Annotated in this window: 22 protein-coding genes and 1 tRNA gene; 11 read left to right on the forward strand and 12 right to left on the reverse strand. The window is 53.6% G+C overall.

Annotated features, from left to right (window positions below):
* Positions 1–42 precede the first annotated feature (42 nt).
* From HKT17_RS03030 to HKT17_RS03040, 3 genes are read right to left on the reverse strand one after another with little or no spacing between them, the layout of a single operon-like run.
* Entirely contained in the window at positions 43–642 is a 600-nt protein-coding gene (locus HKT17_RS03030) for a YHS domain-containing (seleno)protein (protein ID WP_171097730.1), read from the reverse strand.
* Positions 639–1994 carry an ATP-grasp domain-containing protein gene (locus HKT17_RS03035; protein WP_171097732.1) on the reverse strand — a complete coding sequence of 452 codons (1356 nt, stop codon included), beginning with the start codon at positions 1992–1994 and terminating at the stop codon, positions 639–641. The genes HKT17_RS03030 and HKT17_RS03035 overlap by 4 nt, the downstream gene beginning before the upstream one ends.
* A 17-nt stretch (positions 1995–2011) precedes the next feature.
* Positions 2012–2818: a DUF547 domain-containing protein gene (locus tag HKT17_RS03040; RefSeq protein ID WP_171097734.1), complete on the reverse strand. Its 807-nt coding sequence runs from the start codon at positions 2816–2818 to the stop codon at positions 2012–2014.
* A 121-nt stretch (positions 2819–2939) separates the two neighbouring features.
* Between HKT17_RS03040 and HKT17_RS03045 the strand changes: the two genes are divergently transcribed.
* A complete protein-coding gene (locus tag HKT17_RS03045; RefSeq protein ID WP_171097736.1) occupies positions 2940–3287 on the forward strand; it encodes a DMT family protein in 348 nt (115 codons plus the stop codon).
* A gap of 14 nt (positions 3288–3301) precedes the next feature.
* On the opposite strand, the gene HKT17_RS03050 is transcribed toward HKT17_RS03045, so the two are convergent.
* Positions 3302–3685 (reverse strand): hypothetical protein, encoded by a 384-nt coding sequence (locus HKT17_RS03050; protein WP_205882484.1) that lies wholly within the window; start codon positions 3683–3685, stop codon positions 3302–3304.
* Between the two features lie 113 nt (positions 3686–3798).
* Here HKT17_RS03050 and HKT17_RS03055 point away from each other — a divergent pair, with 113 nt between their 5' ends.
* From HKT17_RS03055 to HKT17_RS03075, 5 genes are all read left to right on the forward strand, one after another.
* Positions 3799–4896 carry a calcium/sodium antiporter gene (locus HKT17_RS03055; protein ID WP_171097741.1) on the forward strand — a complete coding sequence of 366 codons (1098 nt, stop codon included), beginning with the start codon at positions 3799–3801 and terminating at the stop codon, positions 4894–4896.
* Positions 4897–5011: 115 nt separating this feature from the next.
* On the forward strand, positions 5012–5998 hold the full coding sequence (locus HKT17_RS03060) for a hypothetical protein (RefSeq protein WP_171097743.1): 987 nt from the start codon (positions 5012–5014) through the stop codon (positions 5996–5998).
* Positions 5995–6888 carry an alpha/beta fold hydrolase gene (locus HKT17_RS03065; protein WP_171097745.1) on the forward strand — a complete coding sequence of 298 codons (894 nt, stop codon included), beginning with the start codon at positions 5995–5997 and terminating at the stop codon, positions 6886–6888. The genes HKT17_RS03060 and HKT17_RS03065 overlap by 4 nt, the downstream gene beginning before the upstream one ends.
* Before the next feature lie 23 nt (positions 6889–6911).
* Entirely contained in the window at positions 6912–9533 is a 2622-nt protein-coding gene (locus HKT17_RS03070) for a glycosyltransferase family 2 protein (protein WP_171097748.1), read from the forward strand.
* Entirely contained in the window at positions 9530–11224 is a 1695-nt protein-coding gene (locus HKT17_RS03075) for a sulfatase-like hydrolase/transferase (RefSeq protein WP_171097750.1), read from the forward strand. Before HKT17_RS03070 ends, HKT17_RS03075 begins: the two co-directional genes overlap by 4 nt.
* Here the strand turns inward: HKT17_RS03075 and HKT17_RS03080 are convergent.
* The 8 genes from HKT17_RS03080 to pyrF form a co-directional block, all read right to left on the reverse strand.
* On the reverse strand, positions 11221–12654 hold the full coding sequence (locus HKT17_RS03080; protein WP_171097752.1) for a hypothetical protein: 1434 nt from the start codon (positions 12652–12654) through the stop codon (positions 11221–11223). The two genes, HKT17_RS03075 and HKT17_RS03080, sit on opposite strands and share 4 nt — an antisense overlap.
* Positions 12651–14858: a peptidase M19 gene (locus HKT17_RS03085; protein WP_171097754.1), complete on the reverse strand. Its 2208-nt coding sequence runs from the start codon at positions 14856–14858 to the stop codon at positions 12651–12653. Before HKT17_RS03085 ends, HKT17_RS03080 begins: the two co-directional genes overlap by 4 nt.
* Before the next feature lie 173 nt (positions 14859–15031).
* Positions 15032–15107, reverse strand: a tRNA-Lys gene (locus HKT17_RS03090).
* A 92-nt stretch (positions 15108–15199) separates the two neighbouring features.
* Positions 15200–15697 carry an rRNA maturation RNase YbeY gene (gene ybeY, locus HKT17_RS03095; protein WP_171097756.1) on the reverse strand — a complete coding sequence of 166 codons (498 nt, stop codon included), beginning with the start codon at positions 15695–15697 and terminating at the stop codon, positions 15200–15202.
* Positions 15687–16703, reverse strand: coding sequence for a PhoH family protein (locus HKT17_RS03100; protein ID WP_171097758.1), 1017 nt, complete (start codon positions 16701–16703; stop codon positions 15687–15689). Before HKT17_RS03100 ends, ybeY begins: the two co-directional genes overlap by 11 nt.
* Before the next feature lie 39 nt (positions 16704–16742).
* Complete coding sequence (locus HKT17_RS03105) at positions 16743–18200, reverse strand: sensor histidine kinase (RefSeq protein WP_171097760.1); 1458 nt, start codon at positions 18198–18200, stop codon at positions 16743–16745.
* A gap of 13 nt (positions 18201–18213) precedes the next feature.
* Entirely contained in the window at positions 18214–18924 is a 711-nt protein-coding gene (locus HKT17_RS03110; protein WP_008250186.1) for a response regulator, read from the reverse strand.
* 73 nt (positions 18925–18997) lie between these two features.
* Positions 18998–19858, reverse strand: a complete 861-nt coding sequence (gene pyrF / locus HKT17_RS03115; protein WP_171097762.1) for an orotidine-5'-phosphate decarboxylase — start codon at positions 19856–19858, stop codon at positions 18998–19000.
* A 117-nt stretch (positions 19859–19975) separates the two neighbouring features.
* Here pyrF and HKT17_RS03120 point away from each other — a divergent pair, with 117 nt between their 5' ends.
* The 5 genes from HKT17_RS03120 to cysW all read left to right on the forward strand — a co-directional run bounded on the left by HKT17_RS03120 (position 19976) and on the right by cysW (position 25087).
* The gene (locus tag HKT17_RS03120) at positions 19976–20875 is read left to right on the forward strand and encodes a DMT family transporter (protein WP_371815426.1); all 900 of its coding nucleotides are present in this window, start codon (positions 19976–19978) and stop codon (positions 20873–20875) included.
* 670 nt (positions 20876–21545) lie between these two features.
* Positions 21546–22559 (forward strand): sulfate ABC transporter substrate-binding protein, encoded by a 1014-nt coding sequence (locus tag HKT17_RS03125; protein ID WP_171097764.1) that lies wholly within the window; start codon positions 21546–21548, stop codon positions 22557–22559.
* A gap of 18 nt (positions 22560–22577) precedes the next feature.
* On the forward strand, positions 22578–23249 hold the full coding sequence (locus HKT17_RS03130) for an RBBP9/YdeN family alpha/beta hydrolase (protein WP_171097766.1): 672 nt from the start codon (positions 22578–22580) through the stop codon (positions 23247–23249).
* A 117-nt stretch (positions 23250–23366) separates the two neighbouring features.
* Positions 23367–24206, forward strand: coding sequence for a sulfate ABC transporter permease subunit CysT (gene cysT / locus HKT17_RS03135; RefSeq protein WP_105028287.1), 840 nt, complete (start codon positions 23367–23369; stop codon positions 24204–24206).
* Complete coding sequence (gene cysW, locus HKT17_RS03140) at positions 24206–25087, forward strand: sulfate ABC transporter permease subunit CysW (protein ID WP_171097767.1); 882 nt, start codon at positions 24206–24208, stop codon at positions 25085–25087. Before cysT ends, cysW begins: the two co-directional genes overlap by 1 nt.
* Positions 25088–25089: the final 2 nt, after the last annotated feature.

The following is a 25089-nucleotide window of genomic DNA, read 5'->3' on the forward strand; positions in this document are numbered from 1 at the left end:
AATGTTTGTGCGGCTGTTTTTTTAACATTTAATTTTTAATCGTTAGCTGCCCAGCTTTCCTGCGGCCTGAACTTCAGCAGCCTGTTCTTCTCCTGTTTTGTAATGTGGCACGCGAATCACCAAGCGCTTGGCGCGTTGAATGAAGCTGTTGTTACCTTTCACCTCTTGCTCCCAGTAATCATCGGCCAAGGCAATGTTTTTCTCCATTTCAAGTTCGAAGGCTGCTTGCGACACTGTGCCCCCAAAAATATAGGTTTTGCCATTCACCACGCGGAAGTCGCTTGCGTTACCGCCCCAAGGAATGCCAAACATGATGCCGTTGGCGCAGTAACCGCCATATTGGGGAATGTATTGGGTGGGTTCGGCGTCGAAAAGAGCCTTGTGCTCGGCGCTAGAGAAGTGGAAGTCCACTTCTTGGTAGGTACTTTTGAATTCTGGGGTGCCTTGTACATAGGCATTCTGGGTAATGTAGGCCACCACGTCTGCGCCAAACAGCATCAGGCGGTCTGCGCCTTCCATTTCTGCGGCGTTGACAGGTGTCAGTTCGCTGGCAGGGTTCTGGGCGGTCATGGCGCTACATCCACTTAGACCGAGCACCAGGCTGGCAGCAATCCATAGTTTTTGGGTGCGTGTGATGATCAAAATACTTCTCCTGTGCGTGGTTGAATCAAGTCGATGAACTGACCAGTTTCGCTGAAAACAGTTCCTGCCGGGTCTTCAAGGTAGGGGGCTGGCCAACCCAGCAGCGCACTGGCCTGTTCGCAGCGGTCACGAAGATCACGTGGGTTTTCGCCTCCCAAGTGGACAATTCCATAGCGGTAACTTCGCAGCCATTTGAAATCCCGGTGTAATTCTTTGGCGTCTTTGGGGTATTCAAACAGCAAGGCATCGGGGAAAGCTTTTCGGAAAGCGGCCTTTTGCACAAAGCTGGGAAACTGCACTGCAGCCTTTTGGTCGAATGAACGGTACACAAAGCTGGCGGTGGCACCTGCTGTGGGCGCCTGGCGTGCCAGCGTGGCTGGGTCTATGCCATGAGCCAGCGCAAATGCAATTTCATGCAGGTCAATGCCGTCGACGCGCAAGTACAAGTCGGAAAACTGCGAGGCCATGCGTGGATTGAATTCAATCACGGTGATTTTGCCGGTGGCTTCGTCATGGAAAAATTCCATGTTGAACAGGCCGTGATCAAAACCGACCGCATTCAGAAAGCGCCTGGCCACATCGGCTGCGCGGGCTTGTACATCAGTGTGCAACTTGCTGGGGTATTCAAAGCGCATGAACGCATCGGTGTTCGGGTACATGACCTCGTCAACCACGCCCAGTGGCCGAACCTCGCCCTGCCACACGTAACCATCCAGGTTGTATTGCCGCCCGCGCATGGGGGCTTCCAGCATCATGCTGTGTGCAGTGCCTGCTTCAGGAAGGCGTTTTTTTGAAATTCGCTCGAAAGGTTCCACCAGGTGCTTGATCACCCACAGTTCCCAGGGGCCAAAGCGTGTGTGGTCGTGAAGTTCCTGGGCACTTTTAACTTGTCGTGACAGCACCGAGAATGCGGCCTTCACGGGTTTCACAAATTGCGGGTATTCGATGCCTTTTGGCACTGGGCCGCCATAGGCCGCATTTAAACGCGCAAAAGGCAGGTTCGCCTCGGGTGCAACTTGTTCCAGTACCTCGCGGGCATGCAATTTGTGCTGGCAAGCCAGAATGGCATTCACGGGCGTGCCGGGCCAGCCCATTTTTTCGGCCAGCAAGGCAGCGCACAGTGCGCCAAATTGTTCGTGGCTGGACGCAACGGCCTTGGCGCCATGCAGTTTGGCTAAAACGGCCGCTTTGGCCACAAAACGTTCTGTGTCAAACCAGGCCAGGCGCGCGTTGCTCGGGAAAGTGAACAAATCAAAGCCTGAAACCACACTGGGCCACTGGGCACGAAGCCGGTCCGCGCCCTGGGCGTCCCAGTCGTAGTTAAACAGCAGCAGCGTTTTTGGATGAGGCATGAAAAGGCGAACCAGGATTAGCGTTGGATGTCGTTGAGCGACCAGTCGTACTCTGTATACGCAACTGGCAATGATTTGGATGCGATTCTATCGACTATTTCTGGCGTGGGGCCCATGTCTTTTGCCCATTTTGCAAATACATCCTTCACTTCTTTGAAACCCTGGTGGCCCTTTTCAAAGTCTTCAGCAAACCATTTGAAAATTGGACTAACCTGCAACTCGCCGTTCTTGACCCGATTGCGACTCGGGTCACTTAAAAAGCGGCGCATGCCGTCGTCCAGCTGGGCATTCAGTTTTGTGGCGGTAAATGCTTCGTTGCGCAAGGCAGGGCAACCAATGCTGGCACAGTTTACTGCGGCGTGAACTCGTGGCTCTTTGTATTTGGGGCGTAGTTGCTCGTGTTCAATCCAGTCGAGATGGCGTTTTTCACCCAACAGGGTAAAAAATTCCTGTTTCCAGGGGCTGCTGAACACGCCACCAATTTCCTTGATGGATTTGATTTTTGGATATTTCGTCAAAATCAATTCGATGGTGAAACCGTTGTAGGCATTGATTAAAAATGCCATTTGCTGGTTTTTCGAAAAGCCATTGAAATCGGCTTGACTAACCGAAGACCAATCATTCAACACTGTTTTCAATGCCTGCCGGTCTTTTTGAAAGCCGGCGTAATCCACGGCGGTTTGCTTGTTGTCGGGTAACCACTTCACATGCTTGGCCAGCAGGCTGTTCCACGCGGTGTAGCTGTGGTCAAAATCGGCAGCAAAACTGGTCTTGCCCAAAGACAAGGCGAGAACCAGCAACAATGTTTTCAGAAATTTAAGCATGGCGAATCAATTGCCCGGTTATTTGGATTTGAGTCTGACTAGCGTATTCGTTCGCTACGGCAATTTGGTTACACTACCGCAGATTCACCACACCTAATTTGTCCAATCATCTGGAGTTGCCATGCCCGCTGTTCCGGTCACCATTGTCATGCTGTTGATCAGCAATATTTTCATGACCTTTGCATGGTATGCCCATTTGAAAGACATGAGCCAGAAGCCGTGGATTATTGCAGCCCTGATCAGTTGGGGTATTGCACTGTTTGAGTACCTGTTCCAGGTGCCCGCCAACAGAATTGGGTACACCGTGTTGTCGGTTGGGCAGTTGAAGGTGATGCAGGAAATCATCACGCTGACGGTGTTTGTGCCGTTTGCGGTTTTCTACATGAAAGAGCCGCTGAAGCTGGATTACTTGTGGGCTGGTTTGTGCCTGGTGGGGGCCGCTTACTTTATTTTTCGCGACAAGCTATAAAAATTGCGCAGCGCTTAAACTACTTTTTGATCAAACTGCGCCATGAAGTGTTCAATGGCCTGAGTAAACCGTTGACCCTGGCCACCTTTTTCCGCAGCCTGAATTCGGCCAGCGGCTTGTTGTTCTAGTTGCCAAGGCAGTTCCTCTTCGGTGGACTGAACAATGACCGGTGTGTGTTTACAATACTCAAGCAGAAAGCGGGCGGTGTTCTCCGCTTTGGAGTCAATCACATTCAGATCTGAAATAAGAAGCTGGCAGCCGCCCTGCGAGGCTTTCAGTTGGGCCAGGCTTCTGAAGTATCTCACCTCGACCCGATCCGCCAGCAGCCGAGTCAAATGCGTTTCGAGAACAAAACGATGCATTTCAAAGTCTTCGAGGCAGAAAATTACAGGTTTCATGCGTTTTTAGAATTCAGGCGGTAACATTTGTATCGTACGAGAAATGCATCTGGGGTGAGAAATCGAGCGAGTTCTTATCCCTCACAATGGGGTTGTTGCACAGGGGAAGTTCAATGTTGATTGATGTGTTGCTGTTTGTGGCAGGGCTGGTGTTGCTGGTGTTGGGGGCCAATGTACTGGTGCGTGGTGCATCCAACCTGGCCTTTTCATTTGGTATTTCACCCTTGGTGGTGGGTTTGACCGTGGTTGCTTTCGGCACCAGCGCGCCCGAGGTGGCCGTGTCGGTTGGCGCGGCGCTGGCGGGTACCACCGACATTGCGATTGGCAACGTGGTGGGCAGCAATATTTTCAATGTGCTGTTTATTTTGGGTTTAAGCGCCATGATCACACCTTTGGTGGTGAATCTTCAGCTGATTCGCCAGGAAGTACCAATCATGATTGGTGCATCGGTGTTGTTGCTTTTGTTGAGCCTGGACGGGCAGTTGTCGTGGAGCGATGGTGGCATTCTTGTGGTGCTCATGGTGGCTTACACCGCTTTTCTGGTTATTCAATCCCGCTCGCAAGTTAAAGCCACGCAAACCGAATTTGATGAAGAATTGCACCCGGCTGAGCAAGGCAGTTGGGATTCCAAATTGCCAGTGCAGTTGGCCTTGATTGTATTGGGTTTGGGTTTGCTGGTGTTGGGTTCGGAGTGGTTGGTCGGCTCAGCCGTGGTGTTCGCCAAGGCCATGGGTGTGAGCGATGTGGTTATTGCGCTGACGATCGTGTCTGCTGGTACCTCGATGCCCGAAGTAGCCACATCAATTGCGGCAGCGCTCAAGGGCGAGCGCGATATTGCGGTGGGTAATGTGGTGGGCAGTTGCACTTTCAATATCTTTGCCTGCCTGGGTATTTCAAGTCTGGTCGCAGCTCCGGCGGGTTTACAGGTCGCGTCTTCTTTGCTCGCGTTTGACATGTGGGTGATGTTGGCAGTGGCTTTTGCCTGTCTGCCAATTTTTCTCACCGGGCGAGAAATTGCACGTTGGGAGGGGGGTGTGTTTTTGGCCTATTACACCGCGTATGTGGTGTATCTGATTCTGGATGCACAGGGGCATGATGCACTCGATTTGTATTCAAACACCATGTTGAGTTTTGTCGTGCCGATCACGGTGATCACCTTGGTGGTCAGTTTGTTGCATAGAAAAGGCGGGGAGGGAAATTCAAACGCTTGAACTCGATGTGTTTAGCAGCATTGATCACTAGATTCAGGGACTTACGCCCCATTGTTTAAAGGCGTACATTGATATCGTGTATTGACCTGCAGTACAGCTTGATCAGGAGAAGGCTTTGAAAATAGCCCCCACCGTTGTTGCAGTTTTTTTGTGCGTGTTGACTTTGGGCCGTGTCGCTCAAGCTGCAAATACCGAGAGTGATTTGCCAGTTTGGCTTCAAGAACGTTTTGAGCCTGTGCATTACGATTTGACCCGAATGGTCGACAACACTGCCCGAAACATTGATCAGTTTTTTGGTACCGAAGACAGTCTGTTTGTTGAAAACCAATCTTTTCTTCGCGTTGCGCTGGACACGCGGCTTCAGCCCGGCGATTCAAAGCTTGATCCCAGCGTTCGTTTTCGGGTGGACATGCCCACCACCAAAAAGCGATTGCGCCTGATTATTGAAAGCGACATTGAAGAACCCTTGGGTCGCCTTTCTGAACAAGGCATTCGGGAAGTGCGTGGGGGTGAGCGATTTGATACCAACAATTCTGCTGTGGGCCTGGAGCAGCGTTCGTCCAAAGATCCCAAACAGGCGTGGGTGCAAGGCTTGGGTTTGGGTGTGAAGTTTGGTGCACCACTGGATCCGTACCTTCGCTACTCGGCGCTGAGGCAGTGGAACTTCAGCGAGAGCAAATGGCAAATCAATTCATCGAGCCGGGTGACCCAATTCAACCAACGCGGCTTGCAAGTGCGCACGAATTTCGATTTGAATAAACCGCTTGATGAAGAAAAAACCCTGCGCTTTCAAACCTATGCAGAATACGAAGAAATGCGGGACTCCACAGTGTTTTCACAAACTGCGGAAATTAACCGGGTGCTGAACTCGCGTACGGCGTTGAGATACGCCCTGATTATTGTGGGCGAGGACCGCGGAGAGAAAACCATTAAGGATTACATTTTGCAGGCTTACTACCGGCGCGATATTCACAAGAACATTTTGTTCATGGACATTATTCCTGAAATTCATTTCCCGACTGAGGGCAATCGAGATCCCTATGTGGCCTTGACCTTTCGTCTGGAAGCATTTTTCAGAGGTAACTTTAGCCGTTCCAAATGACGTATAAAACGATTTACCTGCAACACGACAATTTGCGGCTTAGTGCCATGGTGCAAGGTCCGGAAAATGGGCCAGTCGCCATGCTTGTGCATGGTTTTCCCGACACGCCACACAGTTGGAACGGTGTGGCCGATGGGCTGGCACAGGCGGGCTATCTTGTGGTGCGGCCGTGGCTTCGCGGGTACACCCCCGGTTCAGTCAGCCCAAGCGCTGCTTATGATCCGTTCAATGCCGGGCTTGACTTGTTGGCCTGGCGACATTTATTTCAAGGGCGTGAGGTTCACCTGGTGGGGCATGATTGGGGTGCCGTGGCTGGTATGGCCGCCGCGGCCACAGATCCACAGGCCTGGACAACACTCAGCCTGCTGGCCATTCCGCCATTTCAAAAAGTGGAAAGGGCTTGGCGATTATTGCCCAAGCAGCTGGTACTTTCTGCTTACATGCTCGAAATGCAATCCGCCTCTGCGCCAGCCAGGTTGGTGGACAACCAGTTTGGTCGAATTCGGGCTTTCTGGAACAGTTGGTCCCCGGGCTGGAAATATGCAGAGTCCGAGATTCAACCCGTGTTCGATGCATTCTCAAATTCGGGGGTAGCCTGGGCTGCTACCCGTTATTACCGCTCGCTGTTTACCTTGCACCATGCGCCAACCCGTTCTATTTATGCCTTGTCCAGAAAACCATTGAAGGTACCTACGCTGGTACTGGCAGGTGAAAATGATGGTTGCATGCAGGCGGCCCTGCTTGAGCCCATGGTCGATGCCCGATATTTTCCGAAAGGGGTACGAAGTTGCACCTTGAGGGGCTGCGGTCATTTTCTTCAAGCTGAGCAACCAGGCGCAGTGCTGCAAGAACTTCTTGCGCATCTGCGTGGTCAAGATAGAATTCACTGAATCGATTTTAAAGCAGTACGCCCATGCCCTCCGTTTTTGCACTGTTTGCTTTTGTGTTGCTGGTTGTCGGGGGTTACGGTTATATCAACCAACCTGCTCAGGAGCCGCCCTGGAATCAGGTTATTCCAGGCTTCGCGTTTTCGCCCTACCAGGCCGGGCAAAGCCCCATCGACAACATCGAACCCAAGCTTGAAGACATCAACCGGGATTTGTCTCTGTTGGCCGGTAAAACGCTGGCCATTCGCACTTACACCGTGGCGGGTATTTTCGGAGAAATTCCCGCGCTGGCCAAAGCACACAACATCAATGTGGCCTTGGGTGCGTGGTTAAGCCCCGACCTGCAAGCCAATGAAAAAGAACTTGAGCGTTTGCTGAGTGTGGCCCACAGCCCACCCTACAACGTAGTCCGCCTGATTGTGGGCAACGAAGCCTTGCTGCGAGAAGACCTGAACCTGAAGCAGATGACTGCTTACCTGGACCAGGTGCGCGCTGAAACGGATATTCCTGTGAGCACTGCAGAGCCCTGGCATGTGTGGCTGAAAAACCCGGAGCTGGCTGAGCATGTGGATTACCTTGCTGTGCATTTGCTGCCTTTCTGGGAAGGCATTGCGCTGGACGACGCGGTTAATTTTTCGATCAATACCTACAAGCGATTGCAGTTGGCGTTTCCTGACAAACCAATTGTGGTGACTGAAGTGGGTTGGCCCAGCAATGGGCGCTCGATCAAGCAGGCCGACGCATCCCAGGCCAACCAGGCCAAGTTTTTGCGTCGCTTCATTCAGCGTGCTGAACAAGAAGACATCGTGTTCTACGTGATGGAGGCTTTTGATCAACCCTGGAAGTCAGATATTGAAGGCAGTGTAGGCGGGCACTGGGGTGTATTTGATTCATTCCGCGAGGCAAAGTTTGAACCCGATCGTCCAATTATTGCCATACCGCAATGGAAGTTACTAGCAGCCGCATCCATCGTGGTGGCGTTGATGATGACCTTCCTGTTGCTGATCGACAGTAAAACCCTGCGCGACAGCGGACGCACTTTTTTGATTTTCAATGCCTTTGTCATTTCATCCCTGATTATTTACGTGATCTACGATTTCACCCTGCAGTACCACACTTGGGCCAGTGTGGCCATTTCCGTGTTTTTGTTGCTGGGCGTGGTGGGGGTATTTGTGATCGTGATGTCGGAAGCCCATGAATGGGCCGAAGCCATGTGGTACAGCAGCCGGCGCAGGCTGTTGACCTTGCCCAAGCGCGGTGAGGCTGAGACGGCGCTTGCAAAAGGCCATCAGCCGTTTGTGTCTATTCATGTGCCGGCCTATGAAGAGCCACCGGAAATGCTGATCGACACCTTGAATGCACTGGCCCGGCTGGATTACCCCAATTTCGAAGTGATTGTGGTGGACAACAACACGAAAGATGAAACCACCTGGCGCCCGGTGCAGGCGCATTGCCAGCAGTTGGACCAACAGTCAGGTAAGCGCTTCCGGTTCTTTCATGTAAGCCCCTTGAGTGGATACAAAGCAGGTGCCTTGAACTATGCACTGGAGCGAACCTGCCCGCAAGCCGAAGTGGTGGCTGTGATTGATGCAGATTACAAAGTGTTGCCGCATTGGCTGAAAGACCTTGCCCCCGAGTTTGAAAAACCCGAGATTGCGATTGTGCAAGCCCCGCAAGACTATCGCGATGGTGTGGACAGTGCATTCAAATCCGTGTGCTACGCCGAGTACAAGGGCTTTTTTCATTTGGGCATGGTGACCCGCAATGAGCGCAACGCAATTATTCAGCACGGCACCATGACCATGGTTCGCCGATCGGTGCTTGAGCAGGTGGGGTGTTGGGGGATCAGCACCATTACCGAGGACACGGAACTGGGGCTGCGAATTTTTGAGCAGGGCCATGAAGCGGTGTACATCGACCAAAGCTATGGGCACGGTTTAATTCCCGACACTTTTACCGATTACAAAAAACAGCGACACCGCTGGGCTTATGGCGCCATGCAAATTTTGCGCGAACACGCAGGCCAGTTGCTCGGTTTCAAACAAAGCAAGTTAACCGCAGGCCAACGCTACCACTTTGTGTCGGGCTGGTTGCCCTGGATCGCCGATGGCATCAATCTGGTTTTTACCTTGCTCGCTGTGGTGTGGTCGGGATTGATGTTGTTCGATCCTTTGGCCTTCAATGCACCGCCGCTATTGATTAGCGTGGTCCCCATCATGTTTTTTGCATTTAAAATCACCAAGCTGTTTACGCTGTATCTGGTGCAGGTCAAGGCCAGTTTTCGCACCGCCATGGCAGCTACTTTGGCAGGCTTGTCGCTGAGTTATGCAATCGGGCGAGCGACCTTGTCGGGTTTGTTCGTGGGGCGAAAAATTCCTTTCATTCGCACGCCAAAAATGGCCAGTCGGATGGCTGTATTGCATGCGGTGAATGCAGCGCGTGATGAATCCGTTTTGGCTTTTGTGTTGTTGTGTGCAGTGGGATTGATTTATTTTCGGTTGGGCTTTGATTCCAAAGAAAACCTGGCTTGGTGCCTTGTTCTGATTTCTCAAAGCTTGCCCTTTGTCGCGGCGTTTGTCGTTTCCTTACTCAGTGCTGCGCCCACCAGGGCTGTGGTGCACAATGAAATTGGTGTAAAGCAGTCATGAGTTCTACAGATACAGCACTGCGAGGCAGTCTTGGCTTGGGCCTCGGTGGTACCAACGAGGTGTCGAAGTGGCGCTTCAGCGGTCAATTGTTGTTGGCCTTGATCTTTTTAAATTCCACCCTTTGCTTCTCGGCCATTTGGCCCACGGTGTATGTGCTGCCCGACCTGGGCGTATCGCCCGAGTTTGTGTGCCTGATCATGTTGCTTTCCGCATGGGTTGCGGTGTTTGGCAAGCCGTCCGTGCGGGCACTGGGTGTTGTTTCTGCGCTGTATTTGCTGATGGCATTTGGTCACTATGCCGATGTGGTGGTGCCCAATTTATTGGGGCGCCCGGTCAATTTGTATTGGGATGTGCCACAGCTTCCGCGCTTTGTGTGGGTTACCGTGCAGGGCTTGCCCGTGTGGCTGACAGCCGTGGTTGTGCTTTTGGTTTGTGCCGCTGTGTGGGCTTATTACCGGCTGCTGCTAGTTGCCATGCACACCGTGAGCAACGCAGTGCAACCTGTTTCAAAAACGCTGTGGTTGTGGAGTGCCTTGCTGTTGGCTGGCATGGTGGTACTTGTTAATTATTCCGAAGATCCGGACAAGCCCACCTTTGTGTCCAAGGCTGTAGTACCGGTTTACTGGAAAGAGGCGATGAAACTGCGCGACATACTGGTGCCCTCGCGTGCGGCGCAGTTGTTGCCAGCCACCACGGTGATCGACGAGGCCTTGGCCAACCCGCACACACCCGCCTTGGCGGCGCTGAACAACCGCGATGTGCACATGATTTTTCTGGAAACATATGGCGCTGTACTTTATGACCAGAAAGATTCTTCAGATGCCGTTGCACAAACCCGTGCACAACTTGAAAAGTCCATTTTGGCCAGCGGCCGCAATGTGGTGTCTGCATTTTATGTGTCGCCGACCATTGGCGGTGCAAGCGACCTTGCGCACTTGTCGGTGTTGTCGGGCATTGATTTGAAAGACTCGCGCAAACACGATGTGCTGTTAACCACCCAGCGGCCGACCTTGCTCGATGTGTTTGAGCGAGAGGGTTACGAAACCTTTGGCCTTTATCATTCTGTCGGTTGGGAGTGGGTTGAGCGCGCCTTTTACAGCTTTGACCAATACATTGATGGCCCTGCCTTGAACTACGAAGGCCCGGCATTTGGTTTCTGGAAAATTCCAGACCAATATGCTGCTGCGCGCGTAGAGCAGTTGTACCCGCGCAATGAATCGGCCAAGCCCCGGTTTACTTTTTTCCCGACCATTTCAAGCCACTTTCCGTTTCATCAAGTGCCGCCGTATCAGCCTGACTGGAAAAAGCTGTTGAGCCCCCAGCCATTCGATTCGGCAGCCGCAGCCCGCGCACAAGCCGAGCCAGTGAACTGGGAATACATGAAGCCCGATTACTTGCGCACAATCAATTACACCAATACCTGGTTGGCGGGTTATTTCAGCCAGCCAGAGCCACGAGAAACCGTGTATGTGATGATTGGTGACCATCAGCCTACGGGCAGCGTGTCGCGAGAACCGACACCATGGGACGTGCCTGTATTCATTGTTTCAAAAGACCAGCGCCTGCTGGACCGCTTCAGGGCCATGGGTTTTACGGATGGATTAACGCCCAAAACGCGCGCGCCACAGGGTAGTTTGCATAACCTGACTTCTGTGTTGCTGATGGGTTTTGGCCGAACCGGAATGGATTAACCCTGTAGCGGCTGCGCAAGTATCCAAAGCCCTACGCTGGTGAAAACCACCATCAACACCAGCATGGGCAGTTGGCTCAATGTGGCGCTCCTGTTGCTGCGTTCAAGTTGCAAGGCCTGCTGATGGGCCAGCCACACGGCAGCCACATGCCCCGCCAGAATGAGTACAACCTGACTGGTCCAGATGTTGGCCATGTCGGGCAGCCACGGCAGACGACCTGTAATGGCATTGCCAAAAATATTCCAGCCCCATCCGAAGGGATCGGACACCAAGCCCCGTATTTTCAAACCCTGGCTAAACAGCAAGGTGTAGTAGTGCGTCAAGTGGTACACCACGGCAATGGGCACCAGGCTTGGTAAATAGCGGCACAGGAGCAAAGGGATGGGTTGTTTGCTACCAGTCAGCATGCGCCCCAGGGCAATGAACAGCACGAACAGAAGCAAGTAGAAAAATGGCGATACGATCAGCAAGGCCATTTCCCAGGCAATAAACCAGGGGCGCACTTGCGGATAAATTTTCAACGGGTGGTCACCAAACGCGATGGTCAAAATACCAAAGGGGTCTTGCCAGAAAATATTGAAGTACACCGCGGTTTCACGCAGCCCGTCGTAAGCGGTGGACGACAGCAAAAACAACACGAACAGGCATTGCGCTGGGTGCCACAGGCGAAGGCGACGAAGGTCGGAAAAGGGCAGGGCAATTCGCCAGCGGTATTTTCCATCGGTGCTGCGTATTTTGCGCAGTGGTGAGCAGGCTGCAAATAGTCGAAACAACACTGCGAACAATTCACCACGTTGTAGCCAGCGCCGGGTGCCCCACAGCCACATGCCCGCCAGGTTGAACACACCAAACGCAATCAACAGCAAGGCAAGCTTGCGTGGTGTGCTGTGAAAGAACAGTTCAATGGCAACCAAGCAAACCAGTTGCAGCAAAGCGGGCCAGTGGCCCAGCCAGCGCGGGTATTTTCGAATTCCATTCCAGTTCCCAGGCAGCAAAAAGCGCCAGGGATGTTGGTGCTGGTACCAGTCGCCAATCAACATGGCGGCATAGGCACCGCCCAGCACAAACAGAATCCAGAAAAAGGTCATGTTGAAGTTGCGGTGGCTGTCATTGCTGCCCACCAAACCCGTGACGATGCAGAACACCAGGGCACTTAACCAGAACAGTGAGCCCGCTGCGCGCGCCCGATGAACCCACTGCGCAGGCCAGGCAGGCCAGGGCAATGTGCGCTGTGCATTCAGCCCCTTGAGCAGTTTGTTGCCGGGCCGACCACTGAAAGCCAGCAACACGAACGACAGCACCAGCGCCAACACCGATCCCGCGATGTAAAGCCCATAAGGCATGGGCAGTTGCACGGGTTCACCAAATGCATGTGCCATGGCGGTGGCCGGTGCTGCCAGCAGCACCGAGCCTAGCAAATGCGCAATCATTTTGGATTGTTGCGGTAGTACACGTTTTCCCACATGCGCACATAAGCCTCAGCACTGTTGTACAACGCATCAATGGCCTCGCCACCGCCCTCAAGGCGTACTTCTTCCACGAAGTCGGCCACCATGCCATAGTGCGCCATGCCCACTTCATCGATGTGCCAGAACTTGCCGCTTTCCGGAATGGTCAGCATGTTCACTTTCATGGCAGGCAAGGACTGGTAACGCGGGCCCCAGCCTTCACCCCGGAAAAGGGTGAAGGGGTATTGAACCGGCACGCTGTCGCCACCACGGGGGCCAGGGTGTCCACCAAAGCCATTGCCGTCTGCGCCATAACCCAGGCCCAGTAGGGTGTTATTCATACCCGCTTTGTTGCGCCAGAATTTCAGCTTCTCCAGAAATTCCACGTGCTTGATGCCATTGCCTTTGTAGGGGTAAATAACACCGCCACTTTTGAGCATACGCACCGCCTGGTCGCTGGTCAGGCCACCGTGCGCATCGTGTGAGGAAGCCATGGGGTAGGGCGGGTTCATGGTCTCGGCCAGGTCCAGCATGATGTCTTTGCTGTGGTAGGCCGCATGGTCAATGTCAATCACAAAGCCTCGGTTCATCAGTGCGGTCAGTGCGTACTGGCCTAGGTCGGTCACCGTGCGGGCATTACAACGTTTGCCATCCGGGTACAGCGGTGTAATGCCGCCCACCGCTTCCAACAGCATTTTGGTGAGCGCATTGCTGCTACTGCCGGGTACGGCTGTGGTCATGTTCGTACCAGGTTCACGCACCGAGGGTTCGTTCTCTGGGAAGTCGCGGCACTCCGTGGTTTTCCAAAAAGCACCAGTGTCCAGAAAGTTCAGGAAGTTGATCACGTCGCCACTGAAAATACCGGCACCACCCAAAGAACTGTCGATGTCGTGGAAGGGGTACACATGGCGCGCACCCAGTGCCCACAGTTTGTCGATTTCGGCGTCAATTTGCGCTTGGTCACATTTGCGAATTTCGCCACCACCGGGCAGGAAGGTGACGCCGCAATTGAACACTTGCGCCACTTCAACACCCAGTACCACGGCCAGTTTGCCCTCATTGGCTACTTGGCGGGCTTCGGCGGGGGTTTTCACAATTCTGTACCAACCTTTGCCGGGGCCGCCAAATTGCGCGTCCACATAGTCTTGCACGTCATACAGGTATTCCACCTGTTTTGTAGCCACGCCCATGTCGTTGCAGTCAGCCTGCGGATTGCCCGAGTAAGTCTGTCCAACCCGGCATAGGGCAGCAATGTTGGTGCCGTGGTTGACCATCACGCGCAAACCTGCGCGCCATGCCCGTTCAACCCAGGCGTGGTACATCACCTGGTGGGTCAGGAAGTTGCGGCGTGGCCAGTCTACAAATGTGGGCCAGCCTTGCGTGTCGTGCTGGGCGCCCGGTGTGGTTTCCAGAATGTTGTTGGCATCGCGTATGCCGTTGGGGCCGTGGAAACCTTCACAACTGCCCAAGGCATGCGGAATACCAAAACGGTGAACCACCTCGCCATACAGCACGCCACCTGCGGATGGGCCTACACTGCCATCCAGCGACATTTCGCTGGACATGCCCATGTGCGTGTGCGTATCAGCAAAACCAATGATGGGTTGATTTTCGCCACGGCCTTTGTAGGGTGTGCCTTCCATGGCGGTGGGCATTTCGGGGTAGGCTGCACAGTCGCTGGCGGGGGCCAGTTTGAACTGTGTGCGTTCGGTTTGTTCAGTGCTTGTAGTTAGCCCGGCAGTTTCATCCAGCGCCAAGAACCGACCCGCCGTGTCAGTGAAGGTGAACTGGCTTTTGTCTTTGTCAAAACTGGCTTGCCACACGGCAGCATCCGTGGGTTCAGCGCTGGCCACCAGCGTGTTGCCTTGCGCCGTGATCATTTGCCGGTCGCTGCCGTAAATGAGGTACTTGCCCAACTCAGTGGGGCGCATGGTGAAGTTTTCAGCCTGCGTGGCAGGGCCTGCGGCATAGCGGGCGGCGGCGGGCTGTACAAACTGCCTGCTGAATGCCGATTGCAAACCGAAGCAGCCATTGGCCACCGAGAATTCTGACAATTGCAGGGGCGTTTCGCTGGGGTTGATGGGCTGGCCGGGGGCATTGGCGCTTGTTGTTGAATCACCGCTAGACAGGCAAGCGGACAGGAGTGCTGCGGTTGCGCCAAGGGCGAGAAGTGCTTTCACATTCATCAGACAAACCCCGTTGAAATATTTGGTGGTGATTTGCTGTTACTAAGGGTGAGAAAGATTTAGATGTGTTTGTGACACGAAGAATGCCAGTAATGTAAAAAGGCCGACACATCCCGGTCGAGGGCAGAAATGAAAAAAGCCTGAGCTTTTACACTCAGGCTTTTTGTATTTTGTGGTGGGTCGTGCGAGATTCGAACTCACGACCAAAGGATTAAAAGTCCTCTGCTCTACCAGCTGAGCTAACGACCCACATTTCGCTTTTGGGCGTTGGCCCTCAACCGAAGACCGCGATTATGGCCAAGTTTTTAAAAGTGGTCAAGCCCTGCGGCCGCAAAAAGCCACTATTTTTTGGCTGAAATCACGTAAGGGTTTGAAATCCTGAAACGTTTTAGAATTTCAATTTCACGGTTTTCCATCAATTCGGCTTGATTCTCGCTTTCATGCACATAGCCTTGGGCGTGCAGGCAGCCGTGGATGATCAGGTGGGCCAGGTGGTCAATCGGGTCTTTGCCCTGCTCGGCGGCTTCGCGCTCGACCACGGCGGGGCAAATCACGATGTCGGCCATGAACACGGGCAGGCCAGAATTGGCACCCAGGTCGGGCATGTCCATGGGAAAAGTCAAAACATTGGTGGCGTAGTCTTTGCCCCGAAAATCCCGGTTCAGTTCTCGGCCTTCTTCTTCGCCCACCAAACGAATGGTAATGTCGGCTCGGTCCATGAAACAGGCTTTGGCCCAACGGCGAATGCGGCTGTTGTCCACTTCCGAGAAGGGAGGGTGGTCTGCCTGCATGGCCCATTGAATGGCCACGCTGACCAGTGTGTTTGTTTTACTCGTCATTGGTTTCGCCAGCGGTGCCGGTTCGTTCTGGGTTGTGAAAACGCTCGTAGGCTTCAACAATGCGGGCAACAAGCGGGTGGCGCACCACGTCGGCGCTGGTGAAGTAGGTCATGGCAATGCCTTTCACACCGCGCAGCACATGTTGGGTTTGCACCAAACCACTTTGCTGGCCGCGTGGCAAGTCAATCTGGGTAACGTCGCCAGTGATTACCGCTTTGCTGCCAAAGCCAATTCGGGTCAAAAACATTTTCATCTGCTCGGGCGTGGTGTTTTGGGCTTCGTCCAGAATGACAAAGGCATGGCTTAGCGTGCGCCCGCGCATGTAAGCCAGTGGCGCGATTTCAATCACATTGCGTTCAAACCATTTTTGCACACGGTCGTACCCAGCCAAATCGTAAAGCGCATCGTACAGGGGGCGCAGGTAGGGGTCTACTTTCTGGTTTAGGTCACCTGGCAAAAAGCCAAGGCGTTCGCCAGCTTCCACAGCGGGGCGAGTCAAAATAATGCGTTTCACGCTGTCGCGTTCCAGTGCATCCACTGCGCAAGCCACGGCCAGGTAGGTTTTGCCGGTACCTGCCGGGCCAATACCAAAGGTCAGGTCGTGCTCCAGCACTGCTTTCAAATAGTCTTTCTGGCGTTCAGTGCGGGGTTGCAAATCGCCTTTTTTGGTGCGCAACACCACAGGTTCTTCGGCGCCAGCGATCACCGGAATTTCTTTTTTCGGGCTGGCCACGGTGCTGGTGTTTTTCAGTTCAACCAAGGCCAGTTGAATTTCGTCGGCAGTAACCGGCTTGTCGCTTTTCTCAAAAAAATGATTGATCAGGATAAAAGCCTGCTTTGCATTTTCCTTGTCGCCCACCACATTCAAGGTGCCGTTGCGTCGCGCAATTTTTACATTCAATGCGGCTTCAATTTGCCGAAGGTTGGCATCCACAGGGCCACACAGGTTGGCCAGCTTGTGGTTGTCATCTTCAGGGGCGTGCCATTCACTGCCTTTTGCTTTCATGGGGTGCTTCTAGAAAAGTTGACTTTGTATTTTAAGCATTCAATCTTCCATTTGCCGGTGGCGAGGCTGGAAACTGACACGCATCAAGGTGCCGGGCCTGTCGGGGTGGCTGGATTTCGGATTGTCATGAATGGTGACGTTGGCGTCGTGTTGGTGTGCAGTTTCCTGCACAATGGCCAGCCCCAGGCCTGAGCCGTCTTCGCTGGTGCCCAGCACGCGGTAAAAACGGTCGAACACCAGGTTGCGTTCGCTTTCCGGAATGCCAGGGCCGTCGTCCTCCACTTCCAGCACAATGGCTTCGCGTTGGGGGCTGTCGTCCACCCGCACGGTCACGCAACCTTCTTCGGGCGTGTAGCGTAGGGCATTTTCCACCAGGTTTTTCATCATTTCGGTCAGCATCAGGGTTTGACCGTTCACATACACCGGGTGATCGGGCACTTCTACGCCCAGGTCGATGCGCTTGTTCATGGCCTCGGGTACAAAGTCCCTGGTCACCGTGCGTGCAATGTGGGTTAAATCCAGCTTTTCAAACTGCAGCACTGAAGGCGCCTCGGTGCGTGCCAGTGCCAGCAACTGGTTCACCAGGCGGGTGGATCGTTCGGTACCCACCTTCAGGCGGCGCAGGCTGCGTAGTTTGGCAGCCTCGTCGGTTTCATCGCTCAGCAATTCAACTTGCATGCGCAAGCCAGCCAAAGGCGTTTTAAGTTGGTGGGCAGCGTCGGCCACAAAGCGTTTTTGGGTGTCGATGGTTTGTTCAAGCCTTTCCAACTGCTCGTTCAGTGCGGTAATGACGGGCAACAATTCCTCGGGCGTGTCTTTGGTTTGCAGGGCACTGAGGTCGTCGGGTTTGCGGGTGCGAATAATGTCCAGCAAACTGTTCAGGGGCGCAATGCCACGCGACAGGCCAAACCAAACCAGCAATACAGCTAGAGGCAGAATAACGAACTGGGGCAAAATCACGCCCTTGATGATTTCATTGGCCAATCCATCGCGCTTGCCGAGTGTTTCAGCAATTTGAATCAGCATGAACCGGTTTTCGCCCACGGTGGGTAGTTCAATCCACAGGTGGCCTGCGCGAAAGTCTTCGCCATTGACCACAATGTCCCGAAAGTTCACCACGCCAATTTGGCGAGCCTCGCGTTGCGGAATGGGCAGGGTGCGTTCGTCGCCCAATAAAAATTCACCACCTTTGCCAAGCACTTGAATGCGCAGTTGGTCGGTGCCATCGGCCAGTAAAATTTCCAGTGCTTCTTTGGGAATGGCAAACTGGTTACTCGGCGCCTGTGCCGCGACCTCTTGGGCCAGCGCAGTGATTTTGTCGTCAAGAATATGGTCGAAGGGATCGTTGGCAATTGACTTGGCGACCAGGTAGGTCACACCAATACTCATGGGCCACAAAATGAGCAGTGGCGCCAGCATCCAGTCGAGAATTTCGCCAAACAGCGAGCGGCGTTGTTGTTGCCCCGAGGCCAGTGGATTGCGTTTGTACCAAGCCAATCAGGCACCCGCCTTATGTGTTGGCGTTGGCATTGGCATCGGGTGTGGCTTCTTTCTCGACAAATTTTTCAAGGCAATAACCCAGGCCACGCACCGTGGCAATTCGAACACCGTTGACTTCAATTTTTTTCCGCAGGCGGTGAATGTAAACTTCAATCGCGTTGTTGCTCACCTCTTCGCCCCATTCGCACAGGTGGTCTACAAATTGTTCTTTGCTGACCAAGCGGCCCACGCGTTGAAGCAGTACCTCCAGCAAACCCACTTCACGGGCTGAAAGGTCGAGCATGTCGTCGTTGATGTAGGCAATGCGCCCCACCTGGTCGAAGGTGAGTGGTCCGTGTTTCCAGATGCTGGCCCCACCACCTGTGCCACGTCGCGCCAATGCGCGCACCCGGGCCTCGAGTTCTTTCAGGTCGAAAGGCTTGGCCATGTAATCGTCAGCACCGGCGTCCAGGCCTTGTACGCGTTGTTCAACGCTGTCGGCTGCAGTCAGGATTAGCACGGGCATGTTGTTGCCGCGTGCGCGCAGGCGGCGCAGCACTTCAAGCCCGCTCATTTTTGGCAGGCCCAAATCGAGTATCAAAATGTCGTAGTTCATGGTGGTCAGCGCGGTGTCGGCGTCGCTGCCTTTGAACATGCAGTCCACGGCGTAGCCGGCCTGTCGCAACGACTGCGACAAACCTTCAGACAACAAGCTGTCGTCTTCGGCCAGAAGTATTTTCATCCCTGTCTCCTCAGTGCAGGCCGGCCGGTGTGGCTCTTTTTACCTGAACATGAATATGTGTATTGCTTTGATTCTAGCCTGAAAGTGCCGTGGCTTTCGCGGCTCGAATTGCGTCACGGGTGTTTCGCGCTTCAAGTGCGGCAGCGCTTGCAAAACTGGTTGTGCCGTTGGCGTACAAAATGGCACGTGATGAATTGATCAACAAGCCCCAGCCTTGGCTGCACAGGCCATTTTTTACCGTGTTCAGCAAGTCGCCGCCTTGTGCGCCAATGCCAGGTACCAGCAGGGGCGAATCGCCCACCAGTGCGCGCACTGTTTTAATTTCTTCCGGGTAGGTTGCACCCACCACCAGACCCACTTGCTGGTGCGGGTTCCAGGCCGTGGTGGCCAGTTTGGCGACTGTTTGGTACAACGGTTCGCTTTTTTCGGTGTTTAAAAATTGCAGGTCGTTGCCTCCTGGGTTGGAGGTGCGGCACAGCAGAAAAAGCCCCCGGTCAGAATAGGCATGGTAGGGCTCAACGGAATCGCTGCCCATGTAGGGGCTTAGTGTTACGCTGTCGGCCTTGTAACGCTCGAACGCTTCAATGGCGTATTGCTTGGCGGTGGCGCCAATGTCGCCGCGTTTTGCATCCAGAATGGTGGTGGCATGTGGCGCAATTTCATTGGCATACGCCAGAATGTTTTCCAGCGCGGCCTCGGCCCGGTTGGCTGCAAAGTAGGCAATTTGCGGTTTGAATGCGCAGGCAAACTCGGCAGTGGCTTTCACAATTTCGATGCAAAAGCGTTCAATTTCTGCGGGGCTTGTGCCATAGCCTTCGGGCATGCGGGAAATGTCGGGGTCCAGGCCCACGCACAACATGGAGTTGCTGTGTTGCCAACTGTGCGCAAGGCGTTTCGGGAACGATGAAAATTGCGAAAAACGATTGCTGGCCATTGCATGCGAGAACAGTTGGAAGGTGTCGCTATTGTACAGGATCAGGGCAAGCCCCTAGGGGCAAGAGTGGGCCAATGCACTACACTGGGGCACTTTACTGAATGATCGTTCACTTACGTGCCAGCTGCAAAATTATCCCTGCCTCAAATCCAGTTACTCCTTGGCATTACCGCCATTTGGGGTTTGAACTGGCCTGTCATGAAATACGCGGTAACGCAGTACCCACCTTTGCATTTCCGCACCCTTTGCATGGTGTTTGGCATGGTGGCCATGTGGTTTGTGGCTCGGCAAATGAAGGTGTCGCTCAAGGTTCCCCGCGAAATGTGGGGCAGGCTTGCTTTGCTTTGCATTCCGAACATGATTGGTTGGCACCTGTTTTGTATTCTGGCTGTGAAGGAACTGAGCTCGGGCCGCGCGGCTATTTTGGGCTACACCATGCCAGTGTGGGCGGTGTTGTCGGGCCTTGCGTTTGCGCACCCGGTGGGGCGTCGTGGCTGGATCGGTTTAAGCCTTGCCATGATTGCCGCCATGCTGCTGCTCTCCTCTGAGTTTGCTGCCATTGCAGGCAGCCCATTGGGCGTTGTGCTAATGCTGGTAGCCGCCGCCTGCTGGGGGTTTGGCACTACGCTGATTCGGCATTACCCCACTGGTTTGCATGCCCTCACCTTCACCCATGCCATAATGCCGCCAACCATTGTGGCCATGGGTTTGGCTGGTTTTTGGTTTGAGGGAGCCGATGTGGGTGCGCCGCAGGGTTGGTCGCAGTGGTGGCCAATTTTTTACAACGCTTTTGGTGTGTTCGCATTCTGCCAGGTTGCATGGTTTAGCCTGGCCAAATCGTTGCCACCCATTGTGTCGAGTTTGTCCATCATGATTATTCCGGTGGTGGGTGTGATGGCAGGGAGTTTATTCCTGGGCGAGGTGCCGCATTGGCCTGACTTTGCTGCATTGGTTTTGATTCTTGGTGCGATGGCTGTGATCTTGGTGCCAGGGCGGAAGAAGGCGGTAGTTGGCTGAAGCGCGGGTTACTTGTGATCTGAACTTGAAGGGTCACCGCTGCCCGAAAACTTGGCATTTCGGCTTGTCAGCTTGAGCCTGCACTAAGCCAAGCCCTCCAAAAGTAACGGTCGGGTCTTGGCTTTCGCGCCATGGCGCGATCGTTGGTCTCTGCGCGCCAAGCCGGCAAGTTTTCTGACTGGTCATCGTGCGACCCATTGCAAGTTCAGCTCCCAGCCACTCCCGTGCAGCGCCTCTCCACCTCCGAGCGACTCATGGCTGTGTTCAGAGGCCAATCGACACCGGCGAATCTGTACCACTTCGCAGTTCACGTATGGACATGCTGCCCAATCGGCGGCGGTGTTTCGATCGCCTCGCCTTCAAGAAAACCTGCCCTTGCGTGCCGAGCAGGGCCGGTGTTGCCCAGCATGGGCGACAGAGAACGGACCCGACCCGTTGTTTAGGAGGGTCGTTCTCAGGCATCGCAAGGCTCAGCAAGGGATAAACAGGTTTTCTGGCGAGAGATCGGAACCCAAGCCGATCGGGCAGTTAACAGGCAGACAAGAGATCGGAACCCAAGCCGAGTGGGCTGATGAAGAATCTGATAAGCAAAGAAGTTTTTCTTCGTTCACAGCGCAAAGCCCGATCCCTAAGATGTGTCCACATCAAGAACACTCTGAAGGATTACACAATGAATTTTGCCACTCTGATCAAAAAAACCTTGGGGCTGACTGCGGCCCTGGCGATCTCCTCCACCGCATGGGCCAAGGTTGAATTGCTTAACGTGTCCTATGACCCAACTCGCGAGTTGTACCAGGAGTTCAATCCGGCATTTGCCAAATACTGGAAAGAAAAAACCGGTGAAACCGTGACCATTAAGCAAAGCCACGGTGGTGCAGGCAAGCAGGCCCGCGCAGTAATCGATGGTTTGGAAGCAGATGTGGTCACGCTGGCCTTGGCCTACGACATTGATGCGATTGCCGAAAAAACAGGCAAGATTCCAGCGGACTGGCAAAAAAAGCTGTCCAACAACAGTTCGCCCTACACCTCAACCATTGTGTTCTTGGTTCGCAAAGGCAACCCCAAGAACATCAAGGATTGGGATGATCTGGTCAAGCCAGGTATTCAAGTGATTACGCCCAACCCGAAAACATCCGGTGGTGCACGTTGGAACTACCTGGCTGCTTGGGGCTATGCCTTGAAAAAGTCGGGCGGTACTGAAGCCAAAGCTAAAGACTTCGTAACCACTCTGTACAAGAACGTACCGGTACTGGATTCCGGTGCTCGGGGTTCAACCAATACATTTGTTCAACGAAACATCGGTGATGTATTTATTTCCTGGGAAAACGAGGCATTTCTGGCCATCAATGAATTGGGCAAGGACAAGTTTGAGATCATCGTTCCCTCGGTATCCATTTTGGCCGAACCACCCGTGGCTCTCGTGAAAGGGAATGCCGACAGAAAAGGCACAACAGTGGTTGCGCAGGCCTACCTTGATTATCTGTACTCTCCCGTTGGGCAACAAATTGCAGCAGCAAACTATTACCGCCCCAACAAGCCTGAACTGGTGGCCAACAAAGCCGACTTGAATCGCTTTCCAAAAGTAAAGCTGTTTACGATCGATGAGGTTTTCGGTGGATGGCAAAAAGCTCAGAAAACCCACTTTGAGGACGGTGGTATTTTCGATCAAATCTTCAAGCGTTAATTGTTGGGAGTATTGATCGTGCTTGCGCCCACTTGCATCACTGTGCCCGGTTTGAATGGCAGTGGCCCAGACCACTGGCAAACCTGGGCAGAGAAGGAGATTCCGAATTGCCGAAGGGTAAGTGGGATTAACTTCGACAAACCGGTGGTTGCAGCGTGGGCTGATGCAATTCGAAACAACATTCGCGATGAGGTGGGCAGCGTAATCTTGATCGCCCACAGCTTCGGTTGTTTGGCCAGTGTGGTTGCGATTGCAGACAACGAAACCAAAGTGGCCGGGGTTATTTTAGTGGCACCAGCATCTCCCCAGCGATTCAGTGCAACGGGGCTTATCACTTCGCAAGAACGTTCACCCACTACTTTACTCGGTGCGATTCCGGCACAGCCTTTGGGTGTACCAGGTGTGTTCATCGCGAGCTCGGACGATCCTTGGTTAAAACTGACTCACGCTCGATTCTGGGCTGAAAACTGGGGTTTGCGCTTTTCCTGTTTACGCAATGCAGGGCATATCAATGTGCAGTCGGGATTTGGAGCCTGGCCTGCCTTGCCTCGTTTGGTCGACAAGTTTCGAGAACAAGTTCAGGCCATTCCTTTGGGTCAAATTCAAGCGCAGAGCCAAGTCAGCAAGAATCGTTTCACCGCGCTGTCGAGGATTCGTCAATTGACGCGCAATTCCATCGACCTTCTGTAGCCTATGGTTGATCATAAGTTTTTCTTATATCGATCCAACTTTTTAATCGTTCAGTATCTAAAGCCCCTCCAATAGACTGCTTGCTTCGTATTCAAATCGAACTTGTTAAGGTCTATCGTGGCTTCGTCTTCCTCCACCAAACGTGTGCTGCCCGGGTTTCATCTCACCCTGGGCTATGCCATCGTCTATCTCTCTTTGCTCATCCTGATTCCGCTGTCCGCGGTGTTCATCAAAACATTCGAGATGAGCTTTGCCGATTTCTGGAGCACGGTGACTGATCCCCGAATCGTTGCAACTTATCGGGTTTCATTTGGAATCTCCTTGTTGGCAGCCGGCATCAATGCGGTGTTTGGCCTGTTATTGGCCTGGATACTGGTTCGCTACACCTTCCCTGGTCGAAAAATCGTGGATGCTTTGGTTGACCTTCCATTTGCACTTCCCACGGCGGTGGCTGGTATTGCACTGACTGCCTTGTATGCCGGCAACGGATGGGTGGGGCAATACCTGGAGCCATTGGGCATCAAAGTGGCTTTTGCACCCCCTGGTATTTTGGTGGCCCTGGTATTTATTGGTTTGCCCTTTGTGGTGCGGACAGTTCAGCCCGTGCTGGAAGACATGGAAAGTGAATTGGAAGAGGCCGCAAGCAGCCTTGGGGCGAACCGTTGGCAAACCTTTTTTCATGTCATTTTGCCCATCGTATTCCCAGCTCTGCTGACAGGCTTCGCCTTGGCCTTTGCGAGGGCAGTGGGTGAATACGGTTCGGTTATTTTCATCGCCGGCAACATTCCCTATGTGTCTGAAATTACTCCGTTGATGATCATCACCAAGCTCGAGCAATACGACTACACGGGCGCCACTGCCATCGCATCGGTCATGTTGATCATTTCATTCATCTTGTTGCTGGCCATCAACGGCCTGCAAGCCTGGACTGCCAAACGCACAGGGAGAACTCAATAATGTCGGGCGCTGTTGCATTGAATATTCACACCTCGCGCGCCGAGAAGCTACAAAGCTCCTCCGCGACACGGGAAACGCCCTGGGTCAAGTGGGCCCTGATTCTAACTGGAGTGGCTTTCTTTGGTTTCTTTTTGTTGCTGCCCTTGTTCGCAGTATTTGTTGAAGCTTTCCGCCAAGGGGTGGGGGTGTATTGGGAATCCTTGAAGGAACCCGATGCGGTCTACGCGCTGAAATTGACCTTGTTGGCTGCAGCGATTGCAGTGCCGCTGAACCTGGTATTTGGTGTGGCCGCCGCCTGGGCCATTGCGAAGTTCGAGTTTCGAGGCAAGCAGGTGCTCATCACCTTAATTGACTTGCCATTTTCTGTCAGCCCTGTAATAGCGGGGCTGGTGTATGTGTTGTTGTTTGGCGCTCAGGGCTGGTTTGCACCCCTGTTGGCCGAGTACGAGATTCGCATTATTTTCGCGGTGCCGGGTATTGTGTTGGCCACAGTGTTTGTCACCGTACCTTTTATCGCTCGCGAGCTGATTCCGCTGATGGAAGCACAGGGCAAAGAGGAAGAAGAGGCTGCCGTGGTGTTGGGTGCGCGGGGCTGGCAAACCTTCTGGCATGTCACCTTGCCTAACATCAAGTGGGGTTTGCTGTACGGCGTTATTTTGTGTAATGCCCGCGCCATGGGCGAGTTTGGTGCGGTGTCGGTGGTGTCGGGCCACATTCGCGGCGAGACCAACACGCTGCCCTTGCACGTCGAGATTCTATACAACGAATACCAGTTTTCAGCTGCGTTCGCCGTGGCTTCGATTCTCGCGTTTCTAGCCTTAATCACCTTGAGCATTAAAACCTGGGTTGAGCACAAAGCCGCCAAACAGGGTGTGCACTAAGA

Origin of the sequence: Limnobacter sp. SAORIC-580, assembly GCF_013004065.1 — a bacterium.
Lineage (GTDB): Bacteria > Pseudomonadota > Gammaproteobacteria > Burkholderiales > Burkholderiaceae_B > Limnobacter > Limnobacter profundi.

Coding starts and splice junctions, on each gene's coding strand:
- HKT17_RS03055 (WP_171097741.1), top strand. CDS start 3,799: ATGTTGATTGATGTGTTGCTGTTTGTGGCAGGGCTGGTGTTGCTGGTG.
- ybeY (WP_171097756.1), bottom strand. CDS start 15,697: ATGACGAGTAAAACAAACACACTGGTCAGCGTGGCCATTCAATGGGCC.
- HKT17_RS03075 (WP_171097750.1), top strand. CDS start 9,530: ATGAGTTCTACAGATACAGCACTGCGAGGCAGTCTTGGCTTGGGCCTC.
- HKT17_RS03045 (WP_171097736.1), top strand. CDS start 2,940: ATGCCCGCTGTTCCGGTCACCATTGTCATGCTGTTGATCAGCAATATT.
- HKT17_RS03035 (WP_171097732.1), bottom strand. CDS start 1,994: ATGCCTCATCCAAAAACGCTGCTGCTGTTTAACTACGACTGGGACGCC.
- cysW (WP_171097767.1), top strand. CDS start 24,206: ATGTCGGGCGCTGTTGCATTGAATATTCACACCTCGCGCGCCGAGAAG.
- HKT17_RS03100 (WP_171097758.1), bottom strand. CDS start 16,703: ATGAAAGCAAAAGGCAGTGAATGGCACGCCCCTGAAGATGACAACCAC.
- HKT17_RS03125 (WP_171097764.1), top strand. CDS start 21,546: ATGAATTTTGCCACTCTGATCAAAAAAACCTTGGGGCTGACTGCGGCC.
- HKT17_RS03110 (WP_008250186.1), bottom strand. CDS start 18,924: ATGAAAATACTTCTGGCCGAAGACGACAGCTTGTTGTCTGAAGGTTTG.
- pyrF (WP_171097762.1), bottom strand. CDS start 19,858: ATGGCCAGCAATCGTTTTTCGCAATTTTCATCGTTCCCGAAACGCCTT.
- HKT17_RS03080 (WP_171097752.1), bottom strand. CDS start 12,654: ATGATTGCGCATTTGCTAGGCTCGGTGCTGCTGGCAGCACCGGCCACC.
- HKT17_RS03085 (WP_171097754.1), bottom strand. CDS start 14,858: ATGAATGTGAAAGCACTTCTCGCCCTTGGCGCAACCGCAGCACTCCTG.
- HKT17_RS03065 (WP_171097745.1), top strand. CDS start 5,995: ATGACGTATAAAACGATTTACCTGCAACACGACAATTTGCGGCTTAGT.
- HKT17_RS03070 (WP_171097748.1), top strand. CDS start 6,912: ATGCCCTCCGTTTTTGCACTGTTTGCTTTTGTGTTGCTGGTTGTCGGG.
- HKT17_RS03040 (WP_171097734.1), bottom strand. CDS start 2,818: ATGCTTAAATTTCTGAAAACATTGTTGCTGGTTCTCGCCTTGTCTTTG.
- HKT17_RS03050 (WP_205882484.1), bottom strand. CDS start 3,685: ATGAAACCTGTAATTTTCTGCCTCGAAGACTTTGAAATGCATCGTTTT.